At 72.6% G+C, this 23,252-nt stretch carries 22 protein-coding genes, 1 tRNA gene and 1 pseudogene; 11 read left to right on the top strand and 13 right to left on the bottom strand.

Annotation, left to right across the window (positions count from 1 at the left end):
• Nucleotides 1–26 precede the first annotated feature (26 nt).
• The 4 genes from ACYVJ4_RS00800 to ACYVJ4_RS00815 all read right to left on the bottom strand — a co-directional run bounded on the left by ACYVJ4_RS00800 (nucleotide 27) and on the right by ACYVJ4_RS00815 (nucleotide 3,942).
• Complete coding sequence (locus ACYVJ4_RS00800) at nucleotides 27–1,475, bottom strand: hypothetical protein (protein ID WP_460458198.1); 1,449 nt, start codon at nucleotides 1,473–1,475, stop codon at nucleotides 27–29.
• On the bottom strand, nucleotides 1,472–2,155 hold the full coding sequence (locus tag ACYVJ4_RS00805) for a hypothetical protein (protein WP_460458199.1): 684 nt from the start codon (nucleotides 2,153–2,155) through the stop codon (nucleotides 1,472–1,474). Before ACYVJ4_RS00805 ends, ACYVJ4_RS00800 begins: the two co-directional genes overlap by 4 nt.
• A gap of 571 nt (nucleotides 2,156–2,726) precedes the next feature.
• Nucleotides 2,727–3,194, bottom strand: coding sequence for an NUDIX hydrolase (locus ACYVJ4_RS00810; protein WP_460458200.1), 468 nt, complete (start codon nucleotides 3,192–3,194; stop codon nucleotides 2,727–2,729).
• A 7-nt stretch (nucleotides 3,195–3,201) separates the two neighbouring features.
• Nucleotides 3,202–3,942 carry a DUF5919 domain-containing protein gene (locus tag ACYVJ4_RS00815; RefSeq protein WP_460458201.1) on the bottom strand — a complete coding sequence of 247 codons (741 nt, stop codon included), beginning with the start codon at nucleotides 3,940–3,942 and terminating at the stop codon, nucleotides 3,202–3,204.
• 130 nt (nucleotides 3,943–4,072) lie between these two features.
• Between ACYVJ4_RS00815 and ACYVJ4_RS00820 the strand changes: the two genes are divergently transcribed.
• Genes ACYVJ4_RS00820 through ACYVJ4_RS00830 form a run of 3 tightly spaced genes read left to right on the top strand, consistent with a single transcriptional unit; the run spans nucleotide 4,073 to nucleotide 5,651 of the window.
• Entirely contained in the window at nucleotides 4,073–4,279 is a 207-nt protein-coding gene (locus ACYVJ4_RS00820; protein WP_460458202.1) for a helix-turn-helix domain-containing protein, read from the top strand.
• Nucleotides 4,276–4,506 (top strand): helix-turn-helix transcriptional regulator, encoded by a 231-nt coding sequence (locus ACYVJ4_RS00825; protein WP_460458203.1) that lies wholly within the window; start codon nucleotides 4,276–4,278, stop codon nucleotides 4,504–4,506. The genes ACYVJ4_RS00820 and ACYVJ4_RS00825 overlap by 4 nt, the downstream gene beginning before the upstream one ends.
• Nucleotides 4,507–4,559: 53 nt before the next feature.
• Entirely contained in the window at nucleotides 4,560–5,651 is a 1,092-nt protein-coding gene (locus ACYVJ4_RS00830) for a tyrosine-type recombinase/integrase (protein ID WP_460458204.1), read from the top strand.
• Nucleotides 5,652–5,727: 76 nt separating this feature from the next.
• On the opposite strand, the gene ACYVJ4_RS00835 is transcribed toward ACYVJ4_RS00830, so the two are convergent.
• From ACYVJ4_RS00835 to ACYVJ4_RS00855, 5 genes and pseudogenes are all read right to left on the bottom strand, one after another.
• A tRNA-Thr gene (locus ACYVJ4_RS00835) sits at nucleotides 5,728–5,800 on the bottom strand.
• 215 nt (nucleotides 5,801–6,015) lie between these two features.
• A pseudogene (locus tag ACYVJ4_RS00840) lies at nucleotides 6,016–8,114 on the bottom strand (catalase).
• 90 nt (nucleotides 8,115–8,204) lie between these two features.
• On the bottom strand, nucleotides 8,205–9,146 hold the full coding sequence (locus ACYVJ4_RS00845; protein ID WP_460458205.1) for an SDR family NAD(P)-dependent oxidoreductase: 942 nt from the start codon (nucleotides 9,144–9,146) through the stop codon (nucleotides 8,205–8,207).
• The gene (locus ACYVJ4_RS00850) at nucleotides 9,143–10,327 is read right to left on the bottom strand and encodes a zinc-dependent alcohol dehydrogenase (protein ID WP_460458206.1); all 1,185 of its coding nucleotides are present in this window, start codon (nucleotides 10,325–10,327) and stop codon (nucleotides 9,143–9,145) included. Before ACYVJ4_RS00850 ends, ACYVJ4_RS00845 begins: the two co-directional genes overlap by 4 nt.
• 78 nt (nucleotides 10,328–10,405) lie before the next feature.
• Nucleotides 10,406–11,023 carry an NADPH-dependent F420 reductase gene (locus ACYVJ4_RS00855; RefSeq protein ID WP_460458207.1) on the bottom strand — a complete coding sequence of 206 codons (618 nt, stop codon included), beginning with the start codon at nucleotides 11,021–11,023 and terminating at the stop codon, nucleotides 10,406–10,408.
• Nucleotides 11,024–11,186: 163 nt separating this feature from the next.
• On the opposite strand from ACYVJ4_RS00855, the gene ACYVJ4_RS00860 reads away from it, so the two are divergent.
• The 4 genes from ACYVJ4_RS00860 to ACYVJ4_RS00875 all read left to right on the top strand — a co-directional run bounded on the left by ACYVJ4_RS00860 (nucleotide 11,187) and on the right by ACYVJ4_RS00875 (nucleotide 15,236).
• Nucleotides 11,187–12,671: a cryptochrome/photolyase family protein gene (locus tag ACYVJ4_RS00860; protein ID WP_460458208.1), complete on the top strand. Its 1,485-nt coding sequence runs from the start codon at nucleotides 11,187–11,189 to the stop codon at nucleotides 12,669–12,671.
• 302 nt (nucleotides 12,672–12,973) lie between these two features.
• On the top strand, nucleotides 12,974–13,354 hold the full coding sequence (locus ACYVJ4_RS00865) for a DUF2127 domain-containing protein (protein WP_460458209.1): 381 nt from the start codon (nucleotides 12,974–12,976) through the stop codon (nucleotides 13,352–13,354).
• Nucleotides 13,355–13,416: 62 nt separating this feature from the next.
• Nucleotides 13,417–14,568 carry a sensor histidine kinase gene (locus ACYVJ4_RS00870; protein ID WP_460458210.1) on the top strand — a complete coding sequence of 384 codons (1,152 nt, stop codon included), beginning with the start codon at nucleotides 13,417–13,419 and terminating at the stop codon, nucleotides 14,566–14,568.
• A complete protein-coding gene (locus tag ACYVJ4_RS00875) occupies nucleotides 14,565–15,236 on the top strand; it encodes a response regulator (RefSeq protein WP_460458211.1) in 672 nt (223 codons plus the stop codon). The genes ACYVJ4_RS00870 and ACYVJ4_RS00875 overlap by 4 nt, the downstream gene beginning before the upstream one ends.
• A 13-nt stretch (nucleotides 15,237–15,249) precedes the next feature.
• Here the strand turns inward: ACYVJ4_RS00875 and ACYVJ4_RS00880 are convergent, their stop codons facing one another.
• The gene (locus tag ACYVJ4_RS00880) at nucleotides 15,250–16,110 is read right to left on the bottom strand and encodes an SGNH/GDSL hydrolase family protein (protein WP_460458212.1); all 861 of its coding nucleotides are present in this window, start codon (nucleotides 16,108–16,110) and stop codon (nucleotides 15,250–15,252) included.
• Nucleotides 16,111–16,208: 98 nt separating this feature from the next.
• Nucleotides 16,209–17,114: a TIGR01777 family oxidoreductase gene (locus ACYVJ4_RS00885; RefSeq protein ID WP_460458213.1), complete on the bottom strand. Its 906-nt coding sequence runs from the start codon at nucleotides 17,112–17,114 to the stop codon at nucleotides 16,209–16,211.
• An 83-nt stretch (nucleotides 17,115–17,197) separates the two neighbouring features.
• On the opposite strand from ACYVJ4_RS00885, the gene ACYVJ4_RS00890 reads away from it, so the two are divergent.
• Nucleotides 17,198–17,758, top strand: coding sequence for a dihydrofolate reductase family protein (locus tag ACYVJ4_RS00890; protein WP_460458214.1), 561 nt, complete (start codon nucleotides 17,198–17,200; stop codon nucleotides 17,756–17,758).
• On the opposite strand, the gene ACYVJ4_RS00895 is transcribed toward ACYVJ4_RS00890, so the two are convergent.
• Nucleotides 17,743–17,937 (bottom strand): hypothetical protein, encoded by a 195-nt coding sequence (locus ACYVJ4_RS00895; RefSeq protein WP_460458215.1) that lies wholly within the window; start codon nucleotides 17,935–17,937, stop codon nucleotides 17,743–17,745. The genes ACYVJ4_RS00890 and ACYVJ4_RS00895 overlap by 16 nt on opposite strands.
• Nucleotides 17,938–18,087: 150 nt before the next feature.
• A complete protein-coding gene (locus tag ACYVJ4_RS00900) occupies nucleotides 18,088–19,122 on the bottom strand; it encodes a hypothetical protein (RefSeq protein ID WP_460458216.1) in 1,035 nt (344 codons plus the stop codon).
• A gap of 117 nt (nucleotides 19,123–19,239) precedes the next feature.
• Here ACYVJ4_RS00900 and ACYVJ4_RS00905 point away from each other — a divergent pair, with 117 nt between their 5' ends.
• The 3 genes from ACYVJ4_RS00905 (at nucleotide 19,240) to ACYVJ4_RS00915 (ending at nucleotide 23,237) form a co-directional block, all read left to right on the top strand.
• Nucleotides 19,240–20,865: a hypothetical protein gene (locus ACYVJ4_RS00905; RefSeq protein ID WP_460458217.1), complete on the top strand. Its 1,626-nt coding sequence runs from the start codon at nucleotides 19,240–19,242 to the stop codon at nucleotides 20,863–20,865.
• 67 nt (nucleotides 20,866–20,932) lie between these two features.
• Nucleotides 20,933–22,123 (top strand): DivIVA domain-containing protein, encoded by a 1,191-nt coding sequence (locus ACYVJ4_RS00910; protein WP_460458218.1) that lies wholly within the window; start codon nucleotides 20,933–20,935, stop codon nucleotides 22,121–22,123.
• 25 nt (nucleotides 22,124–22,148) lie between these two features.
• Nucleotides 22,149–23,237, top strand: coding sequence for a winged helix DNA-binding domain-containing protein (locus ACYVJ4_RS00915; RefSeq protein ID WP_460458219.1), 1,089 nt, complete (start codon nucleotides 22,149–22,151; stop codon nucleotides 23,235–23,237).
• Nucleotides 23,238–23,252: the final 15 nt, after the last annotated feature.

Raw genomic sequence — 23,252 nt, forward strand, 5'->3', positions numbered from 1 at the left:
GTTCGAAGATCGCTAGATGGTCAGGCTCAGCGTCGTCGGAACCAGCCGCTCTTCGGGTGGGCGGGTTCGGACTCCTCGGTCGACTCTGAAACCACGGGGTTGGCATCTCCGAAGATGAGCCGCCGAACAGTCTTGACGTCCTCCTCACGCCAAGCGTCGAACACGGCCAGCGTGGTGATCACCGGCTCGGTCTGGGCAGCGAGGAACTCCGGGCGCTCGTACGGTTTCTGTCTACGCTCACCCGGTGCCAGCCGGTGCTGGTGGTTGATCACCAGCGCGCCACCGTCCACCGGCGTGCTGGCTGGTAGCTGGTGCCACTCTCTGAGGTGGCGAACTAGGTCTTCGTAGGCGCGCTCTGGAGCGGGTCCGCTGGCGGACTTGACCTCGACCAGCCGGGCGCGACCGCCGTAGCTGCACAGCAGGTCGGCGTTCTTAGTACCGCCGAGCTCCTCGTCGAGATCGACGACGGTCACGTCGGCTGACTCCAGCACCGCTCGTACTGCGTCGACGAGTGCCCCACCGGCGCCGTAGAGCAGGCCCTCCCTCACCACGGACGCCGCGCCTTGCGATTCCTCAAGCTCGTGTTCTAGGTCGGACCGTCGAGTGGCGTAGTCAGCCTCAAGCGCAACCAGAGCCGAGCGCGCGTCACGTTCGCGGCGCGTCATCAGGCTGGTATCGCTTGCAAGTTGACGCCTTGCTCGGCGCATTGCGCCGGGCACGAATTCCGGAATCCCCTGCTCAAGCAGCCACTTCAGCAGTACCGGCCAGGGCGTCTCGAAGGGCACCACGTAGCGCCGCTCAACGCTGTCGGGCGAGAGCCATGCGGCCACGACTGGCTCGCCGAGCTCGGTCACGATGATCGGCTCGAGACTCCCCTGTGCTGGTCGGTGCGCCGGCTGGTCACGTGCCGCGCGATACGCCGATCCGCCGTGTTCCTGAACAGGTATCCCCTCGAGTGACAGCTTCCACCAAGATGGGGCGGGGTTGCAGCTCAGCAGTCGAAGAGCGAGCAAGCCATCGGCGTCGCCCAGACCATCGGCAGCGCGGACACTCGCGCCCTTGCCGAGTGGCACACCGCTGATCCGATCGTTGAACTGACCGAGGTAGATCGAGTCACTTGGCCCGAAGATGCTTCGGGTGTCGCCGTCGTCGAGCTTGCCGATCGGGCTGATGACGATCGCCGTCTCGCCCCTACTCGCGGCCCCCTGACGGAATCGGTCGAACTCGTCGGCTCCTTGCCCGGAGTAGATGCTCGGGTGGAGCGCAACCACGCTGTCAGCGGTGTCGAAGCCCACCCAACGCGGCTCGAAGCCCAGGCCATCCCAATCCAGGTCCGGCTGAGCGAGTGCAAGGCGGCGCTGTTTCTGCAGCCATGGAGCAGCGTCCTCTCCGAATTCCTTCTGGCACGCCTCGATGTCGTCCCACGACGCCGGAGGCTCGAAGCCGACGTGAACCGGGATCGGCAGCCGAGTCATGCGCTCTCTCCCGCGGGCGTGCCAGCGAAGTGGGCGGAGAGCAACTGCATCTTGCGCAGGTAGACGGGCGCGATCGTCAGGTGGACACGAGCGGTGTCTTCGTCGATTCGGCGCCCAGTCGGATGGCCCACTTCATTGCGAGTCGTTCGGATCAGGTCGGCGATGGCGTCAAGCGTGAGGGCATCGGCGAGCCCATTCGGCAGATCCTGTCGGATGGGCTCGATGCGCTTGCGGAACTCGGTCCAGAGCGCGAAGTAGTTGCCGCGCGGCTTCGCGAGCTCTTTCGCAATGGCGGGTGCGCCCGCCACCGATGAGGCGGCGTATGACTCCGCCATCACGAGGAAGGCGCGCTCCGCGGCGACGCCGAGCATGACCGACGTCGCGAGGTAGCAACGTCCGTTGAAGGACTGCAAGGCTTCGACGAGGTAGAGCTCAACCAGCCCATCCAGGTCAGGGACCTCGCGTCGGATCCGCGCGAGGTAGCCCTCCGGGTCGCGGGGCTCCCAGGTGCCGCCCTTGACGACCTTCCGGCCGTCGGCCGAGAGGCACCAGCGCCAGTTGTCCGTGCTCGACTGCTGGCCTGCGGTGTCGAGGTAGATGAGACCCTCCCCCACCAGACCCCAGAGGGCCTCCCACACCTCGGTCTCCGAGCAGGCGGTCTGCTGCCCGACATTGGCCACGGCATAGTGCCGACTGAAGCGAGGATCTGCTCCGCTTCCCAGGTATGCGAGCGCCGCTCGCCGAACGTCTGCTGTCACCAGGCCATTCGATCATCAAGCACCGACGGGAGTACGGCACTCCGCCGATGAGAATCAGCCCGGGCGCGGCTCCTCGATTGGCCGGCAACCGTCGGAACTGAGCGACGGAACGCGCTCAACGAGAAGCTGCTCACGATGACGTTCCAGAACGCCCGCCAGTGGGACTACGGGTTCGACCTGCTGGGCATTCGGTCAGGGCTGACGAAGACCGGGCGGGCCATGACGCCGATCGAGCCGAAGGCATCGCTAGAGACGCGGCTCAACTCCCTGAGCCACCGGCGCAACCGAGTGGTGCATGAGGGCGACTTGGTGCGCCGGAAGCATAACCGCCGGGCTCACTTGAGCCCGGCGGTTATGTCATGCATCTTGGCTGTTCCGACGTCATCGGTTCCAGCAACAAACCCTTTGGTGGGACGGGTTCGGCTCGAACCCACGACCGAGGGTTCTGACTCCGTAGACACCCGTTGGTGCAAGAGGTGTGTCCTCTTCTGACTCAGCCGATGAAAAGCGCTCCGCCGCTGAGTCCGTGATCGATGCGGAGACGGATGGAGGGGTGGATGTTGAGGTGGTCCAGCTCATCGACGGCCACCCATCGCAACTCCGGAGTCTCACTCGACGTCTGCGCCGCCCCCTCGAGCAGGCGGCAGCGAAATGAAAGCGCGAATTGCTGTCGGATCTCGCCGTCGTCGTAGGCCATGACGTGCGCCGGGTCCGAGTAGACGCCGATGAGGTCGACGACCTCAACGTCGTATCCCGTCTCCTCGCGAGTCTCACGAACGGCGGCGTCCGACACACGTTCGCCGACGTCCATGCCGCCGCCCGGCATGGCCCACAGCCCGTTGTCGCTGCGTCGCACGAGGAGGATGCGGCCCGACTCGTCCTGCACGAACGCGGTCGCCGCTACGACGATACTGTTCGCCGCTGGCGCGCCGGGGTCGTTGAAGTACTCGCGTCTCGCCATACGGCTCCTATGTCCACGCTGGCTTGGCGGAAGCCCACACCCGCTCGTACGCGGCAGCGTAGGTCTCGAACAGGCCCATGCCACGTGACCGGCGCAGGTGCAGCGCCGGCGCCTGCGCACCCGGCAGTCCCAGCACGTGAGGATTCGCGATCATCTGGTCGTCGACCCGGTAAATGGACGTGTAGAGCGTTGTGTCGTGCAGCCGCACCTGAACGCCGTCGACCTCGGCCAGCGGTGCGTACAGCTGAACGGCATTGAGGGACTTGATGGCGACCGCATCGCCGATGCCTTCTTCTCGGCCACGGAGAGCGACCGCCGTGGATTCGGGATTTCCTAGAAGCAGCCTGATCTTCACGCCCTCCTGAGCACGCTGCTCGAGGAGCTCCGGCAGCCCGTAGGTCTGCTCGGGAAGGAAAAGCCCGGCGTAGGCGAGCAGGTCGAAGCAACGCGCAGCGGAGTCGAGGAACGACCGCCACAACGGTGCAGCGATCTCAGACCTGTGCGTGTACAGCCGCACCAGCTCGTGAGTCACTCCGGCCGAGATGTGGTCGGAAACGAGTGCTGGCCACAGGCGCCCCTCGGGCACCCCGACAGCCCTGGCCGCACCTTCACGATGCCGACGATGCGGGACACGCCCCTGACGCAGCCACCGATCGACAGTCTTCGGATCGACCGTCAGACGGGTCGCCAGGTCATGCGGCGTCATGCCGGCGTCGGCCAGCGCCTGACGCAGGTGATCGTTCCGCACAGCCCCTCCCCCCCGAGTAGGACGTCGTGGATCTTAGGACGTCCCGATACGTCCCGATCAAGGGGTAGAGACGTCCCGCGCCGTCCGGGACAAATGAGGGCATCACGATCACTCATCGCAGGGGGCCAGGATGCGCGACGGTGCACTGTTCGAGGACGAGCTGCTGACGGTGACAGGGGCGGCCCGACTGTTACGAGTCCACCCTCGCGACGTGCTCGAAGGAGCAGCGAACGGCTCCTTGCCGGCGCACTACCTGGGTCGCCAGCCGTACTTCGACCGAGCAGAACTCATGGCGGCCCTCGCGACGCCGCATCCGGACTCGTCCTCGGAACGGTGAGCGCCGTGACACGGGACGAGTTGTTGGCTCTTCCCCCCGTCATCGATCTGCCCACCGCCGCCGACGCGTTGGGCATCGGCCGGTCGGCTGCCTACGAACTGGTGCGACTTGGCCAGTGGCCGACGCCTGTCGTCCGGTTGGGCCGCCTCATCCGTGTCCCAACGGCGTTCCTCCACGAGCTGCTGGGCCTGACTGCCGCCGACTCGAGCCAGCGCTCGGCAGGCTGAATATGGGCGAGCCCATTCGAAGAGTAGTCCGGCCTAGCGGCCTGGTGCGGTGGGTGGCCGTCGTCGACGTCGGTACGAAGCCTGATGGTCGGCGCGCGCAGTCGCAGCGCACCTTCACCACCCGCCGAGACGCTGCTGCGTGGGTCACTGACGCTCGACGCAGCAGTCGGGAGGGGGCGACCCCCCTCGAGCAGCGAGAAGTCAAGGAGTACCTAGAAGGTTGGTTGTCGGATCGTCGCTCCATCCGCCCCACGACCGTGCGCAACTACCGCGACGCGTTGGCACCCGTGATCCGCCTCCTGGGAGACCGCGGCCTGCAGACCATCGCCCGAGCCGACGTGGACCAAGTCGTGACCTGGATGCTCACCGAAGGCGGCCCGCGCCACAAAGGAGTGGGCCCGACCACCGTCCACCTCACGCTTCGCGTTCTGCGCCACGCCATGCAGGACGCCGTGCGCGACGGTCTGGTCCGACAGAATGTGGTCGACCACGTGGAGAGACCCCGACGCGTCCCGAGGGAGATGCGCACCTGGACTGCTGACGAGGTGGCGATCTTCGCCAGGCGTGCGAAGCGGGACCGCTACCACGCCGCGTGGCTCCTGAGCCTGATGGGGCTGCGGCGCGGCGAGGTCCTCGGACTGCGGTGGGCCGATGTCCAGCTAGCAGGACGGCCACAACTCACCGTTCGACAGTCTCGGGTGCTGGTGACCTCCGACGACATCGTCACGAGCCCTCCGAAGACAAGACGCGGTGCCAGGTCACTGCCGCTCGAGCCCGTGGTCGCCTCCGCACTCGCCGCGTTCGCAGAGTCACAACGAGCCGACCGAGGCCGGGCGGCTGCCGCGTACGCGTCCTCCGGGCTCGTCGTCGTCAACGAGCTGGGCGCGCCGTTGCGCCCCGACGTGTACAGCGATCGGTTCCGACGGCTCGCAGCCGAAGCTGGTCTGCCGCCGATACGCCTGCACGACCTCCGCCACACCGCGCTCACGCTGATGACTCTTCGCGGTGTGCCTCTCCCGGTGGTCGCGGCGTGGGCCGGCCACGCGGACGCTGCCTTCACTCTGCGTACGTACGCCCACTCACAACCCGCCGCCCTGCTGGACGCGGGGCGCAAGCTGGCTCTTGGGGGCAGCGATGCGCCGTGAGCATTCTGTGAGCATCACCGCAACCGCAGCGTCACTGCGGGCGCCGGCGAAGCTCCTGTTGAGCACGAATCGAGAGAGCCGGCAGCGGGACTTGAACCCGCAACCTTCCGATTACAAGTCGGGTGCGCTACCAGTTGCGCCATGCCGGCCGGCACGGACGACGACGCGTCCGCTGCCCCGCAGCGTACCGACCCAGGTACGGCGCCCGGACGCTCTTGACGTCCGGCCGGCAGGCGCTCCGCACCAGCACCGGGCCGCCCGGGGCGCCCCCTCGACCGTCAGTCCCGCTCCCACGGCGGCCACAGCCATCTCCCGCTCGGGACAGCCACCGACCGTCCGTCCTCGTGATGACTCGTGGTCCGGGTCAGACCTCGACCAGCACCTCGGGAAAGCGGTCCCAGGCGCGGTGCAGACCGAGCGCGGTCAGCAGGCCCTTGCGCAGCGCGGCGGTCGACGACCGCCTGCCAGCAGCACGCCCGGGCGGTCGACGTCCACGCCGGCCGTCGCGAGCACCCGCTCGCCGTCGCCCCAGGCCGCCACGGCCTTGCAGTGCCGGTAGGCCTCGTCGAGCAGCACCCGCACCTTGACGTCGTCGGCCCCCTCGGTGCGGCCGGCGACCACGACCGCGTCGAGCTCGATCGACCGCACGGTCAGGAACGTCCGGTCGACGGCGAGCCGCTGCCTGCCGGTGCGGATCTGACCCCCGTGAGGGGCGACGACGTGCACCACCACGCCTTGGGCCTGCAGGCCTTCGCGCAGCTTGACGACACCGGCCAGGTCCGCGCCGTCGGTGGCGACGACGCCCACCACCCGCCCCGCGACCGGCCCCGGCCGGGTGACGACCTGCGAGAGCGCGGGAGAGGGGTCGACGTCTGCCGGCGGCTCGGCGGTGTCGGGCGCTGCCAGCCCCAGCCCCTCCGCCACCAGCCGGCACAGGTCGGCGTCGACGCGCGCGAGCGAGGCCAGCACCCGTTCGCGCACGGGCGTCTCGAAGCACTTGCCCAGCTCGAAGGTGAAGGCCTCGACGATGTGGGTGCGCTCCACGGCGGTCATGCTCCGCCAGAACAGCGTCGCCTGGGAGTGGTGGTCGGAGAACGACACCGGCGCGTCGCGTCCGACCTGGCCCTGCACCCGGCGCGGCACGTGGACGAAGGCGCCCTCGCGGGCGGTCGACAGCTTCGGCTCGCCCCCGTCCAGCGAGTTGGGCCGGTAGGGCGCGACGCCTTCGTGCACGGCCGTCTGGTGCATGCCGTCGCGCAGCATGTCGTTGACCGGGCAGTGCGGGCGGTTGATCGGCAGCTGGGTGAAGTTCGGACCACCCAGGCGGCTCAGCTGCGTGTCCAGGTAGCTGAGCATGCGCCCCTGCAGCAACGGGTCGTCGGTGACGTCGATGCCGGGCACCAGGTGCCCGGTGTGGAAGGCCACCTGCTCGGTCTCGGCGAAGTAGTTGGTGGGGTTGGCCTCCAACGTCATGGTGCCCACGACCTGCACCGGCGCGAGCTCCTCCGGCACGAACTTGGTCGGGTCGAGCAGGTCGATGCCCTCGAACGTCTCGTCCTCGACGTCGGGGAACAGCTGCAACCCCAGCTCCCACACCGGCAGGGCGCCGCCCTCGATGGCGTCGGCGAGGTCGCGTCGGTGGAAGTCGGGGTCCGCGCCTGCCGCCAGCTGCGCCTCCTCCCAGACCAGCGAGTGCACGCCGGCCGCCGGCTTCCAGTGGAACTTGGCCAGGGTCGTGCTGCCGTCGTCCGCGACCAGCCGGAAGGTGTGGACGCCGAAGCCCTCCATCGTCCGGTACGAGCGCGGGATGGCCCGGTCGGACATCGCCCACATCAGCATGTGCGTCGCCTCGGTGTGCAACGACACGAAGTCCCAGAACGTGTCGTGCGCCGACTGCGCCTGCGGGATCTCGCGGTCGGGGTGGGGCTTGCCGGCGTGGATCAGGTCGGGGAACTTGATCGCGTCCTGGATGAAGAACACCGGGATGTTGTTGCCGACGAGGTCGAAGGTGCCTTCGTCGGTGTAGAACTTCGTCGCGAAGCCACGGACGTCACGCGCGGTGTCGGCCGAGCCGCGCGACCCCAGCACCGTGGAGAACCGGACGAAGACCGGGGTCTCGGCCCCGTCCCGGAGGAACGCCGCGCGGCTGACCGCGGACGCGGCTCCGTTCGCGCGGAACGTGCCGTGCGCGGCGGCCCCCCGGGCGTGCACGACGCGCTCGGGGATGCGCTCGTGGTCGAAGTGCGTGATCTTCTCGCGCAGGTGGAAGTCCTCGAGCAGCGTCGGACCGCGCTCGCCGGCCTTGAGGCTGTGGTCCGTGTCGTGCAGCCGCACCCCGTGCGCGGTGGTCAGCCGCTGGCCCTGCTGGGCGCTGCGGCGACGACTGCTGGACGGCGCCGCGCCCGTGGGGCTGAAGGGCTCGGGCGCGCGCTGGTCGTCGTTCGGGCGGGCGGTCTTGGCCATGGGAGCACCTCGTCGTGCGTCGTCAGCGAGACACGGCACTCTGCTCGACCGAGGAGCCGGGGGACCCCCAGCAGGACGACCGTAGACCGGTCACCGGTTCGTCGCAGCGCGAGAACCCGACCGACTGCCGCGCGCGGCCCACCACGACGTCAGCCCCGGGTGACGGCCCCGGAGCTGCTCCCGCTCGGGCTGCGGCTGCAGCACGTTGCCGCTGGTCGGTGCCACCGCCGTCCGCTCCCGGCCGAGCCAGCGGAACAGCGGACCGACCACGGCGTCGTACAGACGCGGGACCACGGTGAAACCCAGCACCATCAACGGGTTCGCCGCCCCGACGTCGAGCAGCCGCGGCGGGTGGTCGAACGCGGCGACGACCCGACGGGCGACGGTCTCGGGGCGGTACACCGGCGGTGGCGGCTTGCCCACCCGACCGCTGTGGTTGGCCGCCTGCGTGTAGATCGGGGTGTCGATGCTCCCGGGCCGCACGAGGCACACGCGGACCCCGGGGACGTCGCGCGTCTCCAGCTGCAGCTGACGGGTCAGCGACCGCACGCCCCACTTGCTGACGACGTACGGGCTCATCCCCGGCACCGCGATGCCTCCGATCACCGAGCCGACGAGGAACAGGCTGCCCCGGCCCTGGGACCGCAGGTGGGGCAGGGCGGCTCGGGCCACGTTGGCGGCCCCGAGCACGTTCACCTGCAGCACGCGGTCGAAGATCTCGGCCGGCACCTCCTCGAACCGGCCGTAGCCGACGACACCGGCTGACTGCACGACGACGTCCAGCCGGCCGAGCCGGGCCACGGCCTGGTCCACGACGTCCTGCACGCCGGCGCCGTCCGTGACGTCGACCGCTGCCGTCGTCACCGAGCCTGCCCCGGCCGCGCGGCAGCGCTCGGCCGTTCGGTTGAGGGAGGTCTGCGACCGGGCGAGCAGGACGAGGTGCTCGCCTCCGCTCGCGGCGAGGTCGGCCACGGCCAGGCCGATGCCGCTCGTGGCGCCGGTGACGAGGACGACCCGCGGGCCGTCCGTCACGGCTGCAGGACCACCTTGACGCAGCCGTCGCTCTTGGCCTGGAACATCTCGTAGCCGTGCGCCGCCTCCTCCAGCGGCAGGCGGTGGGTGGCCAGCTGCTCGAGGTCGAGCGGGTCGTCGTCCGCCAGCGCGACCGGCAGGATGTCGTCGACCCAGCGCTTCACGTGGCACTGGCCCATGCGCAGCTGGATGCCGCGGTCGAACATCTCCATCATCGGCATGGGGTCGAGCTCGCCGCCGTACACACCGCTGACCGACACCGTGCCGCCGCGACGGACGGCCTTCAGCGCCGTGTGCAGGGCGTCCAGCCGGTCGACGGCCGCCTTGTCGCTGAACGGCTTCGCGAGCGCGTCGGGCAGCAGGCCGACCGCCGCGTGCGCCAGCTTGGCGCGCGGAGAGCCGTGCGCCTCCATGCCCACGGCCTCCAGGACGGCGTCGGGGCCACGGCCGTCGGTGAGGTCGATCAGCGTGGCCGCGACGTCGTCGACGTCGTCCAGGCTCACCGTCTCGACGCCGTGGGACGCCGCGAGCGCCAGCCGCTCCGGCACCAGGTCGACCCCGATCACGCGCTCCACCCCGAGGTGCTGGGCCACCCGGGTCGCGAGCTGCCCCACCGGCCCCAGGCCGAGGACCGCGAGCGTCCCGCCCGGGGGGACGTCCGCGTAGACGACGCCCTGCCACGCGGTCGGCAGGATGTCGGACAGGTACAGCACCCGCTCGTCGGGGACGCCGTCCGGCACCTTGATCGGTCCGAAGTGGGCCTGCGGCACCCGCAGGTACTCGGCCTGCCCACCCGGCACCGAGCCGTACAACGACGTGTAGCCGAACAGCGACGCGCCCTTGCCCTGCTCCTTCACCTGCGTGGTCTCGCACTGCGCGAACAGGCCGCGCGAGCACATCCAGCAGGTGCCGCACGAGATGTTGAACGGCACCACGACGCGGTCGCCCGGGGAGATATGGTGGACGTCGGCGCCGACCTCCTCGACGACACCCATCGTCTCGTGCCCGAGGACGTCGCCCGGGTCGAGGAACGGCCCGAGCACCTCGTACAGGTGCAGGTCGCTCCCGCAGATCGCCGTCGACGTCACCCGGACGACGGCGTCCGTCGGCTGCTCGACCCGGGGGTCCGGCACGTCCACGACCTGCACGTCCCTCTTGCCCTGCCACGTCAGTGCCCGCACGTCACCACTCCTCGCCTGCTCGACCTGGTCCGTCCTGCGACCGTCGCACGGCGTCGGCGGACGCGCACGGCGAGGACGTCAGCCGCGAGCGGCCTCGACCGCGTCCGCCGCCTCGGCCGGCGCGAGCATCGCGCCGTAGAGCGGGCCGTCGGTCTGGAACAGCCGACCCGTAGCGAGCGGGCCGACGTCGAGCGGCTCGAACGCGGCGGCTCGCACCAGGTCGGCGGCGGCGCCCTTGGCCACCGGGTCGTCCCCGGCGACGAAGATGGTCAGCGGGTCGACCTCCCGGCCGTCGGCGCGCAGCTCCATCTGGGCCGCGTACATGGCGTTGAAGGCCTTGACCACGACGGCACCCGGCAGCGCCGCGGCCACCGCCTCGGTCTGGCTGGCGCCCTGCAGGTCGAGGTCGCCGTCCCGCTGGGGGTAGTAGTTGGAGGCGCTCACCACCAGCTTGCCCGCCACAGCCGCCGGCGGGAGCTGCAGGCTGGCCGCGAACGGCAGCGCGTCGAGCAGCACGTCGCCGAAGGCGAGCGCCTCGTCGAGGGTGCCGACCCGGGCGGTCGAGCCGGCTCTCGCAGCGAGCTCCGCCAGGCGGTCGGGGTGGCGCGAGGCGAACAGCACCTCGTGACCAGCCCGCGCCCATGACCGACCCAGGGCCGACCCGATGTTGCCGCTCCCCAGGATCCCGATCCTCATGCTCGCTCCTCGACGTCGCAGGTGCTCCGGCACGAGGGTCAAGGTCGCGTCGCGGTCCGTTGTTCCGCGGCGCACGTGGCGCGCGTGGCGCGGTTGGCCGGTCCGCGTTGCTCGATCGCGGGTGGCCTCGAAGACTGGACCTCCCCCACCACCAGGAGCGCCGATGACGCGGCGATGGCTGTTCGCCGACCAGCTGGGCCCGCACTTCGACGTCGGGCGCTCGGGCGTGCTGCTCGTCGAGTCGACGCACGCCCTGCGCCGTCGGCGCTACCACCGGCAGAAGCTGCACCTCGTGCTGTCGGCGCTGCGGCACCGCGCCGCCGAGCTCGGCGACTCTGCGGTGCTGCTGCAGACCGCCACGTACGCCGATGCGCTGCGCGAGCTCGGTGAGCCCGTGCGCGTCTGCGAGCCGACGTCACGCGCCGCGGAGTCGTTGGTGGGTCGGATGCGGGAGGCCGGCGTCGTCGAGGACGTCGACCCCACGCCCGGATTCACGTTGTCGCGCAACGACTTTGCGGCCTGGGCGGGTGATCGCCGGCGTCTGCGCATGGAGGACTTCTACCGGTTCCAGCGCGACCGGCTGGGTTTGCTGCTCGAGCCCGACGGCTCGCCGACGGGCGGCCGGTGGTCGTTCGACGACGAGAACCGCGAGCCGCCGCCGAAGGGGGCCGTGCAGCTCGACGTCCCCCCGCCGTACCGTCCCCGCGAGGACGACGTCGACGCCCAGGTGCGCGAGGACCTCGACCGCTGGACCCGCGACGGCGAGCTCGAGACGGTCGGCGACGACGGGCCTCGGGCCTTCGCCGTCACGCGTCGCGAGGCCCTCGCCGCGCTCGACCGCTTCGTGACCGAGCGGCTGCCGACCTTCGGGCGCTACGAGGACGCGATGCTGCGCGGAGACTGGGCGATGGCGCACAGCCTGCTGTCGGTGCCGTTGAACCTCGGCCTGCTCGACCCTCTCGAGGTGGCGTCGCGTGCGGTGCAGGCGCACGCGGAGGGCACGGCGCCGCTCGCCGCCGTCGAGGGGTTCGTGCGCCAGGTCGTCGGCTGGCGCGAGTACGTCTGGCACCTCTACTGGCACTTCGGCCCGACGTACCGCTCGCGCAGCGCCATGGCTGCGCGCGAGCCTCTCCCGACGTGGTTCGACGAGCTCGACGCCGGCAGCGTCGACGCGGCCTGCCTCTCCGACGTCCTGCAGGGCGTGCGCGAGCGCGGCTGGGTGCACCACATCCCGCGGCTCATGGTGCTCGGCGGCTGGGCCGCGCAGCGCGGCTACGACCCCGACGAGCTGACGACGTGGTTCCAGACCCGGTTCGTCGACGGGTACGACTGGGTGATGCCGGCCAACGTCGTGGGCATGAGCCAGCACGCGGACGGCGGGGCGATGGCGACCAAGCCGTACGTCTCGGGCGGCGCCTACATCAACCGGATGTCGGACTACTGCAGCGGTTGCCGCTACTCGCCCACCGTGCGGGTCGGCGAGAACGCCTGCCCCTTCACCGCGGGGTACTGGGCCTACCTCGACCGCAACGCCGAACGGCTCGACGGCAACGCGCGCATGCGGCGTCCGCTGCAGCAGCGGCACCGCCTGGCCGATCTGGCGGCGGTCGTGGCCCAGGAGAAGGCCCGCGGCGAGGGGCCACCCTGACCGCTCGACCCCAGCATCGCCGTCATCGCAGCGGTCATCGCAGGGAGAGTGCTGCGATCACGACGTCCCGGCTGCGATGACGGCTGCGAAGAGACGCCAAGGGTGGGCACGTCGGCCTTTCGGAAGGTGTCGGCGTCGCCACGCGCCCGCACCTGGGCCCGCGGGCTGTGACGCCACGTCGTCAACCTCGGGACAGGCGTGGGACACCGGTGGGACCGTGGTCCGGTGACGCGGGGACCTCGTGCCGCGCAGGCTCGAGGTCGTCGCCGGGAACCGCCTGGCTCCGCACCGAGGAGATCGCCATGCACCGCAGCCGCGCCCTGCTGGCCGCCATCTGGCTCAACGTGCTCGTCGCCGTCGCGAGCATCGCCTTCGCACTCGTCTTCCTGCCCAAGGGGTCCGACCAGGGCGACCAGGCCGTGCCCTACCCCGTCATCGTCATCGGCCTGGTGCTCGGCGTCGTCGGCCTGATGTCGAGCTACGGCCTGTGGCGCAAGGAGCGCTGGGGCGTGGTGCTCACGCTCGTCGTCCAGGCCCTGCAGATCATCACCGGCGCCCCGGGCATCGTCTTCGGCCCGGACCGCTTCACCCAGATCAGCTCCGTCGTGGGGCTCGCGGTGAACGTGGCGGTCGTCGTCCTGCTGCTCCGTCGCTCCGAGCGCCGCGCGGCGGTGGCCCCCTGACCACGAGCGACACCCCGGGGCGCGCCGGCCGAGCGGCCGGCGCGCTCACGGCGGGACTGCTCGTGGCCTACGTGGTCAGCGGCTACGTCATGGTGCTGTACGTCAGCGGGTGGCGCGGCACGAGCACGCCTCCGTGGTGGGCGAACGTCGCGGCGGTCGCGCTCGTCGCGGCGACGCTCGAACCGGTGCGCCGCTGGCTGCGACAGCACGTCGAGGACGTGCTGCTGCTGCCCGAGAGCTCGCCGTACGACGTCATGTCGACGGTGCAGACCCAGCTCGGTGCGGGAGACCCGCGCGACGTCGTCCCGACCATCGCGGCCAGCATCGCCCACACCCTCGGGCTCCCCCACGTCGAGATCAGCGCGGAGGGCGAGCCGGACGCCGGCGCGCGCTACGGCGCCCCGCCGCCCGGCGTCGAGCCCGTGGAGCTGCCGCTTGCGTACCACGGCGAGGTGGTGGGGCGGCTGGTCGTGACGCCCGGACGACGGTCCGAGCTGACCGCCACGGACCAGCGCCTGCTGCGCGACCTGGCCCAGCAGGTGGGCATCGCCCTGCACGCGGCACGGACGACGCGCGCGCTGCAGGAGTCGCGGGCCGAGCTGGTGGCGGCGCGCGAGGAGGAGCGGCGGCGCATCCGGCGCGACCTGCACGACGGGCTCGGCCCGACGCTCGCCTCCCTGCGGCTGCAGCTGGCGGCCGCGCGACGACTGCTGCCCGGGGACCCCACTGCCGCGGCCTCGATGGTCGACGAGCTGCAGGACGAGGTGCGCTCGACGACGGCCGAGGTGCGGCGGCTCGTCTACGACCTGCGGCCGCCGCTGCTCGACGAGTTCGGACTGGTGGGCGCGCTGCGCACGCGGGCGGTCGCCCAGGACGGGCTGCGCGTCGACATGCAGGCGCCGGACGACCTGCCCGACCTGCCCGCGGCCGTGGAGGTCGCGCTGTTCCGCGTGGCGACCGAGGCCCTGCACAACGTCAGCCGGCACGCGGCGGCCAGCACCGCGACGGTGCGGCTCGAGATCGCCGGGGACGACGTGGTGCTGACGGTCACGGACGACGGTCGCGGGCTCCCCCAGCCGTTGCTGCACGGCGTGGGGCTGCAGGCGATCGCCGAGCGGGTCGAGGAGCTCGGTGGACGCGCCGCGGTCGAGCCGGGGCCGGGCGGCGGCACCGTGGTGACCGCCGCCGTACCCCGCAGGGGAGGCGTGCGATGAGCGACGAATCCGTTGTCGCCCAGCCGTTGCGCGTGCTGGTGGCCGACGACCACACCCTGTTCCGCAAGGGTGTGCGCGCGCTGCTGTCGACGCTGCCGGACGTCGAGGTGGTCGGCGAGGCGGCGACCGGCGAGGAGGCGGTGGCGGCCGCGGCGAGCACCGCGCCCGACCTCGTGCTGATGGATCTCGGCATGCCGGGTGCCGGCGGCCTGCCGGCGATCCGCGCCATCACCGCGGCGCAGCCGGCGACGAACGTGCTGGTCGTGACGATGTTCGAGGACGACGACTCGGTCTTCGAGGCCATGCGCGCCGGGGCCCGCGGTTACGTGCTCAAGGACATGGACGCCGACGACTTCGCCCGCGCGATCCTGGCCGTCGGGCGGGGCGAGGCGCTGTTCTCCCGCGGCATCGCGAGCCGGATGATGTCGTTCTTCGCGCACCCGCCGTCGGCGCCGGTCGCCGGCGACGCCTTCCCCGAGCTGACCGAGAGCGAGCGCAACGTGCTGCGGCTCATGGCGAACGGCGTCAACAACGCCGCCATCGCCAAAGAGCTGCACCTCAGCCCGAAGACGGTGCGGAACTACGTGTCCAGCATCTTCCGCAAGCTCCAGGTCGCGGACCGGGCGCAGGCCATCGTGCGCGCCCGCGAGGCCGGCCTCGAGCGCTGAGCCGCGTCGGGCGTCAGCGGCCGGCCCTCTTGCCGTAGAGGACCTCGAACACCAGGGCGGCCATCTTGCGGTGCCCGCTCACCGACAGGTGGTTCATGTCGGGCGACAGGTCTGGCGGCGTCAGCCGCAGCCCCTGCAGCGCGCCGCCGTCGGTGCGACACCTCGGGTAGAGCCCGCAGACGTCGCCGATGATCGCGAAGTACCGGTCGACCAGACCCTGCAGGTAGGCCTCCTTGGCCGGCAGGACCTTGCCGGTGCGCGTGTCCGCCACGTCGCACGGGCCCGATCCCTTCAGCTTGTCGGGGTTGACCTGCAGAGCGACGCGGTCGTAGGTCTTCACCGACGACCACTGGTCGACGAAGAAGACGCGGGCGTCCGGGAGGTCGCGGGCGAGGGCGTCCATGACGGTGGTCAGCTGCTGCCGGAAGCGCTCGTAGTTCTGGTCGTCGGTGCCGTCGCACTTGATGTCGTTGTCGATCGACTGGATCAGCACCAGGTCCGGCCGCGGTCGCACCGCCGCAGCCTGCAGCTCTTGGTCGATCAGGCTGTCGACGTCCGATCCGTCGATCCCGAACCCGACGGCGTGCCCCTCCACCGCCGGGTTCAGCGCGAGGACGCGCAGGTACAGGCTCTGGACGGCCGGGTTGGTACCGACCGCCCACGAGTTCGCCAGCACGTCGGTGCCAGGGGCGTCCGGGTCGGAGTCGTACCCCGTCGTCCCGGAGTGCCCCAGCACCACGATGGACGACGGGTACGGCGAGGCCGGCGCGCTCGTCGCCGACGACCGCAGCGCAGACGGGGAGGGCGACGCGGATGCCGTGCTGGCCGCGTCCCGGGTCGAGGGTGCGGACGAGCACGAGGCGGCGACCGTCACGGCGACGAGCGCTGCCGCTGACGCACGACCCGCGCGGGCGGGCCAGCGAGCGACCACAGGAGATTGTCGCTCCGGCGCCGCCCCCGAGGTCAAGAGCGTCAGCGAGGGCGGCCGAGCAGGTCGTCGAGCGCGTCGTCCAGGCGCGGGAAGCGGAACGTGAAACCGCTGTCCTGCAACGCCTTCGGCACCGCCCGTCGTCCGGTCAGCGCCAGCGCCGGGTCGGTGCGCAGCAGCACCGCACCGAGCCGGACGGCGAGAGCCGGCGTCGGCGGCGCGGGCGGCCGGTGCAGCACGCGCCGCAGCGACGCCATGAGCTCGGCGTTGCGCACCGGGAACGGCGAGGTCGCGACCAGCACGCCGTCGCGGTCGCCGTCCAGGACGTCGCGCACCACCGCGAGCCAGTCGTCGACGTGCATCCAGCTCACCCACTGCCGGCCGGAGCCGACCCGGCCGCCGAGCCCCCAGCGCGCGAGGCCGGCGAGCCGGTCCAGCGCCGGGGTGTCGCGGTCGAGCACGACACCGGTGCGCAGCACGACCGTCCGCCGCGCCGCCACGCCCTGCACCGCGGCCTCCCAGGCGCGCGCGACGTCGACCATCTGCGGCGGACCGTCGCCCGGCGGTGACGACTCGTCGAGCACGACCTCCCCGGCGTCGCCGTGGATCGCCAGCGTGGACGCCTGCACCCAGACCGGCACCGGCTCGCCCAGCCCGGCAGCAGCACCGGCGAGCGCCCGGGTGGGCTCGACCCGCGACGACGTCAGCAGGGCGAGGCCCTCGGCCGACGGACGCCGGTCGACGATCTCGCCGGCCAGGTTCACGACCGCCGCCCCCTCGAGCTCGGCCGCCCACGCGCCTGCCGTGCGGCCGTCCCACGCGACCTGACGGTGCTCCGCCCCGGGCCGCGGCGAGCGGGTCAGCACCACGACGTCGTCCCCGCGCGCGGCGAGGTCGTGGCACAGCCGTCGTCCGAGCGCGCCGGTGCCCCCCGCCACCACGACCTTCATGCGGCGACCCTAGGACACGCCCGGCGATGACTTCGCGGGCTGCGTGCGGTCTGATCTGCACCGACACCTACCCAGGGGGACCCGTGCGCAAGGTCGTGCTCTACACGCTGATGACGCTGGACGGCGCCGTCGACCACCCCGAGCAGTACTTCGCACCCGAGCCGGGCCGGGCCCCCGTCTTCGACGCGGTGATGGACGAGAACGAGCGCGCCGTGATCGAGCGGCAGGACGTCGTGCTGCTCGGCCGCCGGATGTACGACGAGTGGTCGCAGTTCTGGCCGACGTCCGACATCGAGCCGTTCGCGTCGTTCATCAACCGCGTGCCCAAGCTGGTCGTCACCTCGACGCCGCTGACCTCGGGATGGGCCGGGGCGCAGGCGGTCTCCGGCCCGGTCGAGGAGGTCGTCCGCGACCTGATGGCGCAGGACGGCGGCGACGTCGGCGTGCACGGCAGCATCGAGCTCGCGCAGTCGCTGCTGGCGGCAGGGCTCGTCGACGAGCTGCGGCTCGTGGTGGCCCCCGCGACCGGCTTCACCGGACGACGGCTGTTCCCGGACGACGCCGAGCAGGTCCGCCGGCTCGAGCTGCTCGAGTGCCGCAGCAGCCCGAGCGGCAGCGTGCTGCTCGCCTACCGCGTGCTCTGAACCCGTCCCGGGTGGTCGACGCGCACGAGCCGCTGGGCGAGCTTGCCCTGGGTGACGCGCGGCAGGTCGCTCAGGGCGACCACGTTGCCGCGCCGGGCGCGCACGGCCCGCTGGCGCGGGACGCCGGACGTCGGCGCCGCGGCGGGCGAGGAGCAGGAGGGGCTGGTGCGAGGCGACATGGGCGTGACCTTCCGTCGAGCCGAGCCGGCGGACCGGCGAGGGGTCGCACAGTCGCGCTCAGCGGGCCTTCGGCCGCGGCTGCGTCCCGTGCCCTCGGTGCAGCACCGCGGGCGCGGGATCTGTTCCCCGATCGCGAGAACTCGCGCGGATCAGATCGGGCGGTACGCCGTCACCGTGCTCGGGAAGTGCACGACCGTGCTCGGGCCGCTGATGACCCGCACCTCGGTCCAGGCGTGCAGCGGACCGCCGCAGCCCTTGTCGGCGCCCAGCAGGGTGGCGGTGCCCTGGACGGCGACCGGCAGGTGGTGGCGGGTGGCGGTGATGCGCACCTGGGTGGTCGAGCCGGGCACGACCGTGGTGCCGCAGACGCGCGTGCCGCCGGCCGAGTACTGGCGGACGACGAGCCGCACCTGCACCAGCGAGCCGGTCGACACGTGCCGGGTCACGGCGGCGGTGCACAGGTCCTTGCCGTTGGTGGTCTGGTCGCGCGAGCCGCCCTGGAAGGAGCAGGTGGTCAGGTAGACGTTGCCGGTGACGACGGCCTGCGAACCGGGGGTGTCGGTCGTCGCGAACTCGCCGGTGTGCGTGTACGCGCCGGGCTTGGCGAGGAACGAGCGGCCGGAGTAGCCGCGGTTGGCGTCGTCGTACACGAACCGCTTGGTCTCGCGGGTGGCCGAGGCGACCGGGCCCGTGACCGTGATGGTCGAGCGGGCCGACAGGCGTCGCGTCGACGGCGAGGCCGAGCTGCCCTTGAGCCGCGTCGTCGCGCCGTAGGCGAAGCAGACCGCGCGCTTCTTCACCGAGAAGTACACGCGCGCGTTGAGGGTGCGGGTCTCGCCGCGCACGATGTTGGTGGCCGCGCCCACCTGGTCCTCGATGCTCGTCTCCTCCTTGCAGATGAGGGACACGGCGACGTACTGCACCGAGTCGGCGCTGCCGTCGGTGATCCGCGACGACAGGTCGGCGTGGTAGGTGCCGGGCGAGGGCACCTTGACCGAGCCCAGGCTGACCCGCGTGCCGGTGGCGTTGACCACCGAGCCCGGGTACAGCCAGACCGACGTGCTGCCGGTGTAGGAGGCGGCGGATGCGGGGGCCGCACCCGTCACCAGGCCGGCGAGCAGCCCCAGCACGAGCAGGGCGAGCACGGACGTCGGGGCGAGGCGGCGGCGAGGCAGAGCAGTCACCCGGGGTGTCTCGGCAGCAGCCGCGCCCGACTTGAGCCCCTCCGGACGTGACCCCGGTCACAGGGTTCGCCCGACCGGGGGTGCCGCTGACCGGGTGGCATCTGACACGATGCGTCCATGAGCGGTGACAGCGAGAGGGAGGACCTCGCGGCCCCGCCGAGCACCGAGCCGGCGCCCGGCGCGCCGTCCCCTGCGCCCGCCGCCCCCGCCTTCGGACCCGGCGCGCCTGAGCCCGTCCCGTCGGCCGGTTCGTCCGATACGCGCCCCCAGGTCGCCGAGCAGGCCGTCGAGATCCTCGCCCGCGCCCAGCAGCACGCCGACCGCCTCACCGCGGGCGCCGAGGAGCACGCCAACCGGGTGCGCGTCGAGGCCGACTCCGAGGTGCGCCGGCTGGTCGGCGGCGCCCGGGCGGACGCCGAGCAGCTGACCCGCGAGACCGCCACCAAGCGCGCCGAGATCGAGCAGGCCCACGCCACGGCCGTCGCGGCCGCCCGCGACGCCGAGCACAAGCTGGCCGAGGCCGAGCGCGTGCTGACCTCGGCCCGCGAGGAGGCCCACCACCTGGTGGCCGACGCGAGCGACCAGGCCTCCATGGCCCTCGCCTCCGCCGACCGCACCAGCGAGCAGCTCGTCAGCGAGGCCCGCGACGAGGCGGTGCGGCTGCGCACCGACAGCCGGCGCGAGGCCGACCAGCGGCTGAGCAGCGCCCACGCCGAGCACGCCCGCACCGTGGCGGTCGCGCGCGACGTCCTCGTCATGACCCGCACCGCGTCGGCCCAGCGCGCCTTCGAGCAGCAGGAGCGGCTGCGCGACCGGATGCTCGCCCACGAGCACGAGGTGCGCACCCGCCAGCTGGCGCTGGGCGACGAGGTCGAGCGCACCCTGGCCCAGGCCGAGGCGGACGCCGACGCGCACCGCACCAAGGCCCAGCAGGAGGCCGAGCAGGTGCGCTCCGAGATCGCGGCCGAGCGCGAGGCGCTGGTCGACGAGCTCGAGCAGCGCCGGGCCGAGGCGCAGAGCCGGCACGACGCCGTGATGGCCGAGGCCGACGAGCAGATCGCCTGGGCCCGCAGCACCGTCGACGAGCTGCTGGCCACCGCCGAGCAGGAGGCCCAGCGCTCGCGCGACCAGGGCGAGCACGCCGCGGCCCAGCACCTGGAGGCCACTCGCGCCCGCGCCACCAAGCTGCTCGAGGACGCGCACGCCCAGCGCGAGGCCGCGCAGGCCGAGCACGAGTCCGAGATGGCCCGGCTCGCCGCCGAGGCGCAGTCGACGCTCGAGCAGGCGCACCGCGACGCCGAGGAGCACCGCGCCACCGTCGCCGGCGAGGCCGAGCGGCTGGCGGCGCTGGCCGCGGACGACGAGCCGCGCGCCGCCGAGCGGGCCCTGCGCCGGCTCGACGAGGCCGAGTTCGGCGCCAAGGCCTTGCGCGAGCGCGCCGCCGACAACCTCTCGACCGCCCAGGTCGAGGCCCACACGCTGCGCCGCGACGCCCGCGCCGAGGCCAGCCAGCTCGTCTCGAGCGCCCGCGCCGAGGCCGACCAGCTGCGGGCCGAGGCGCGCCAGCTGCTGGCCGACGCCCGCGCCGAGGTCGGCGCCCTGGCCGAGCGGCGCTCGGCGATCGAGAAAGAGCTCGGCAACCTCTCCGGCGTGATCGAGGCGCTCGCCGTCCCGGAGTCGGTCGAGCAGCTCTCGCAGCAGGCCGCCGGCCCGAGCCGACCACCCGACGGCGACGCCGGCTGAGCCCGGCGACACCCACCCAGACCCCTGACCGGCCACTTCCCTCCAACCCCAAGGTAATGAGACGGACATGAGCGACACCCCCCAGTTCCGCACCGTCCTGCGCGGCTACGAGCCCGCCGAGGTCGACGCCACCTTCCGCGACCTGCGCGAGCAGCTGGCCCGTGCCCGCGAGCAGGCGCAGCAGTCCGGCGACGCCCACCAGCAGGTGGCGCAGCACCAGGCGCGCATCGCCGAGCTCGAGGCCGAGGCGGCGGCGCGGGCCGCCGAGCCGCCGGCCGAGACCGAGCCGACGTTCGAGCGGCTCGGCGCGCGGATCAGCCAGATCCTGGGCCTGGCCGGCGACGAGGCCGCCGAGTTGCGCGACAAGGCGCACGCCGACGCCGAGGAGCACAAGAAGGCCGTGCACGCCTCCACCGAGGCGCAGCGCCAGGAGGCCGACCGCTACGCGGAGGAGCGGCGGGGGGCCGCGGACGCCGAGGCGCAGCGCATCCTGGAGGACGCCAAGCGCAAGGCCGACGAGATGCTCGACGACGCCGACCGCGAGGCCACGGCCCGCCGCGAGGAGGCCGAGGCGGTCTACGAGAACCAGCGCGCGAACGCCGCCAAGGCCGCCGCCGACTTCGAGACCACCCTGGCCCAGCGCCGTCAGCGCTCCGAGAAGGAGTTCATGGAGCGCAGCGCCCTGGCCGAGCAGGAGCTCGAGGCGCTGCAGGAGCGCACCGAGGGCATCCGCCAGGAGTCCGAGCGGAACCAGGCCGAGGCCGCCGAGCAGTCCCGCACCGACGTCGAGGCCGCCCGTCGCCAGGCCGCCGAGATCGTGTCCCAGGCCGAGGCCCGCGCCGCCCGCATCCGGGCCGAGTCCGAGCGCGAGCTGACCGCCGCCACCCAGCGCCGCGACAGCATCAACGCCCAGCTCACCAACGTCCGCCAGATGCTGGCCACGCTGTCGGGCACCTCGCCCGCCGCGTTCGCCCAGCTCGGCGCCGAGGCCGAGGCCCCCGCTGCTGCCGAGGGCGGCGCCGAGACCGCCGTCGACGAGGGCAGCGCCGTCGTCGGCGAGCACGACGAGGCGGCCGACGTGGACGAGGCGGCCGAGGTCGAGGCGGTCGAGGGCGAGGCCGCCGACGTCGAGGACGTCGAGGCGCAGGAGTCCGAGGAGACCGGGGAGACCGAGGGCGACGACGCCGAGGTCACCGACCAGGACGACGAGATCGACGTCACCGAGGACGACGAGGTCGCGGCCCAGCAGCGCCGCTGACCGCTCCCGCCCGAGGGACCACCGCATGACCCGCCGCTCGGCGACCACCACCCTGGTCGCCGAGCGGCTGGCGTCCCAGGGCCTGGCCGGCCGCCGCTCGACGTCCGCGACGGCGGTGGTCGATCGGCTGCTCGCGGTGCAGGCCCAGGACCCGCGCGGGCTCCGGCTCGCCGTCCGCAGCCGCTCGACCGGGCTGACCGCGGCGGACGTCGACACCGAGCTGACCGACGAGCGCAGCCTGCTCGTCACCTGGCTGCACCGCGGCACGCTGCACCTGGTGGCGGCGGCGGACTACTGGTGGCTGCACCCGCTGACCACGCCGCAGCTCGCCACCACCAACCGCACCCGGCTGCGGCAGACCGGCGTGGACGAGCGGCAGGCCGAGACCGGCGTCCAGGTGGTGGTCGACGCCGTGGGCGAGGGGCCGCAGACCCGCGACGCGCTGCGCGCCCGGCTGGACGACGCGGGCGTGCCGACGGCCGGGCAGGCGTTCGTGCACGTGCTGATGGCGGCCTCGCTCGCGGACGACGTCGTGCGCGGCCCGGTGGTCGCGGGCGAGCAGGCCTTCGTGCGGGCCGGGCAGTGGCTCGGCCCGGCGCCGCGACCGCTGGACCGCGACGAGGAGCTGGCCCGGCTGGCCCGGCGCTACCTGGCCGGGCACGCGCCGGCCGACGCGCGCGACCTGGCGTACTGGGCCGGGCTGACGCTGGGCGACGCCCGGCGCGGGTTCGCGGCGGTCGAGGACGAGACGGCTGCGGTCGACGGGCCCTCGCGCGAGGCGGGCGGGCTGCGGCGGCTGGCGTCGTCGTCCAGACGGGTGCCGGCGGTGCCCGGTCCGCGGCTGCTCGGGCCGTTCGACCCCCTGCTGCACGGCTGGCCGTCGCGCGAGCCGGTGGTGGGCGCGCACCAGGGCGTCGTGACGAGCAACGGGGTGTTCCGGCCGAGCGCGCTGGTCGACGGCCGGGTGGTCGCGACGTGGGGCCTGTCCGGCGGTGTGGTGGCGCTGAAGCCGCTGGAGCCGCTCGACGACGCGACGCTGACCGCCCTGCGGCGCGACGCCCGCGCCGTCCTGGCCTACCTCGGGCTGCCCCCCACCGACCTCACCCTCCCCTGACCTTTCCGCCACCCA

It is taken from the genome of Angustibacter peucedani, assembly GCF_054779595.1.

What these genes read in the sequence shown, in the direction of transcription:
- ACYVJ4_RS00810 (WP_460458200.1), bottom strand. Translation starts at nt 3,194, where the DNA reads ATGGCGAGACGCGAGTACTTCAACGACCCCGGCGCGCCAGCGGCGAAC.
- ACYVJ4_RS00875 (WP_460458211.1), top strand. Translation starts at nt 14,565, where the DNA reads ATGAGCGACGAATCCGTTGTCGCCCAGCCGTTGCGCGTGCTGGTGGCC.
- ACYVJ4_RS00910 (WP_460458218.1), top strand. Translation starts at nt 20,933, where the DNA reads ATGAGCGACACCCCCCAGTTCCGCACCGTCCTGCGCGGCTACGAGCCC.
- ACYVJ4_RS00800 (WP_460458198.1), bottom strand. Translation starts at nt 1,475, where the DNA reads ATGACTCGGCTGCCGATCCCGGTTCACGTCGGCTTCGAGCCTCCGGCG.
- ACYVJ4_RS00865 (WP_460458209.1), top strand. Translation starts at nt 12,974, where the DNA reads ATGCACCGCAGCCGCGCCCTGCTGGCCGCCATCTGGCTCAACGTGCTC.
- ACYVJ4_RS00905 (WP_460458217.1), top strand. Translation starts at nt 19,240, where the DNA reads ATGAGCGGTGACAGCGAGAGGGAGGACCTCGCGGCCCCGCCGAGCACC.
- ACYVJ4_RS00885 (WP_460458213.1), bottom strand. Translation starts at nt 17,114, where the DNA reads ATGAAGGTCGTGGTGGCGGGGGGCACCGGCGCGCTCGGACGACGGCTG.
- ACYVJ4_RS00855 (WP_460458207.1), bottom strand. Translation starts at nt 11,023, where the DNA reads ATGAGGATCGGGATCCTGGGGAGCGGCAACATCGGGTCGGCCCTGGGT.
- ACYVJ4_RS00820 (WP_460458202.1), top strand. Translation starts at nt 4,073, where the DNA reads ATGCGCGACGGTGCACTGTTCGAGGACGAGCTGCTGACGGTGACAGGG.
- ACYVJ4_RS00915 (WP_460458219.1), top strand. Translation starts at nt 22,149, where the DNA reads ATGACCCGCCGCTCGGCGACCACCACCCTGGTCGCCGAGCGGCTGGCG.
- ACYVJ4_RS00860 (WP_460458208.1), top strand. Translation starts at nt 11,187, where the DNA reads ATGACGCGGCGATGGCTGTTCGCCGACCAGCTGGGCCCGCACTTCGAC.
- ACYVJ4_RS00895 (WP_460458215.1), bottom strand. Translation starts at nt 17,937, where the DNA reads ATGTCGCCTCGCACCAGCCCCTCCTGCTCCTCGCCCGCCGCGGCGCCG.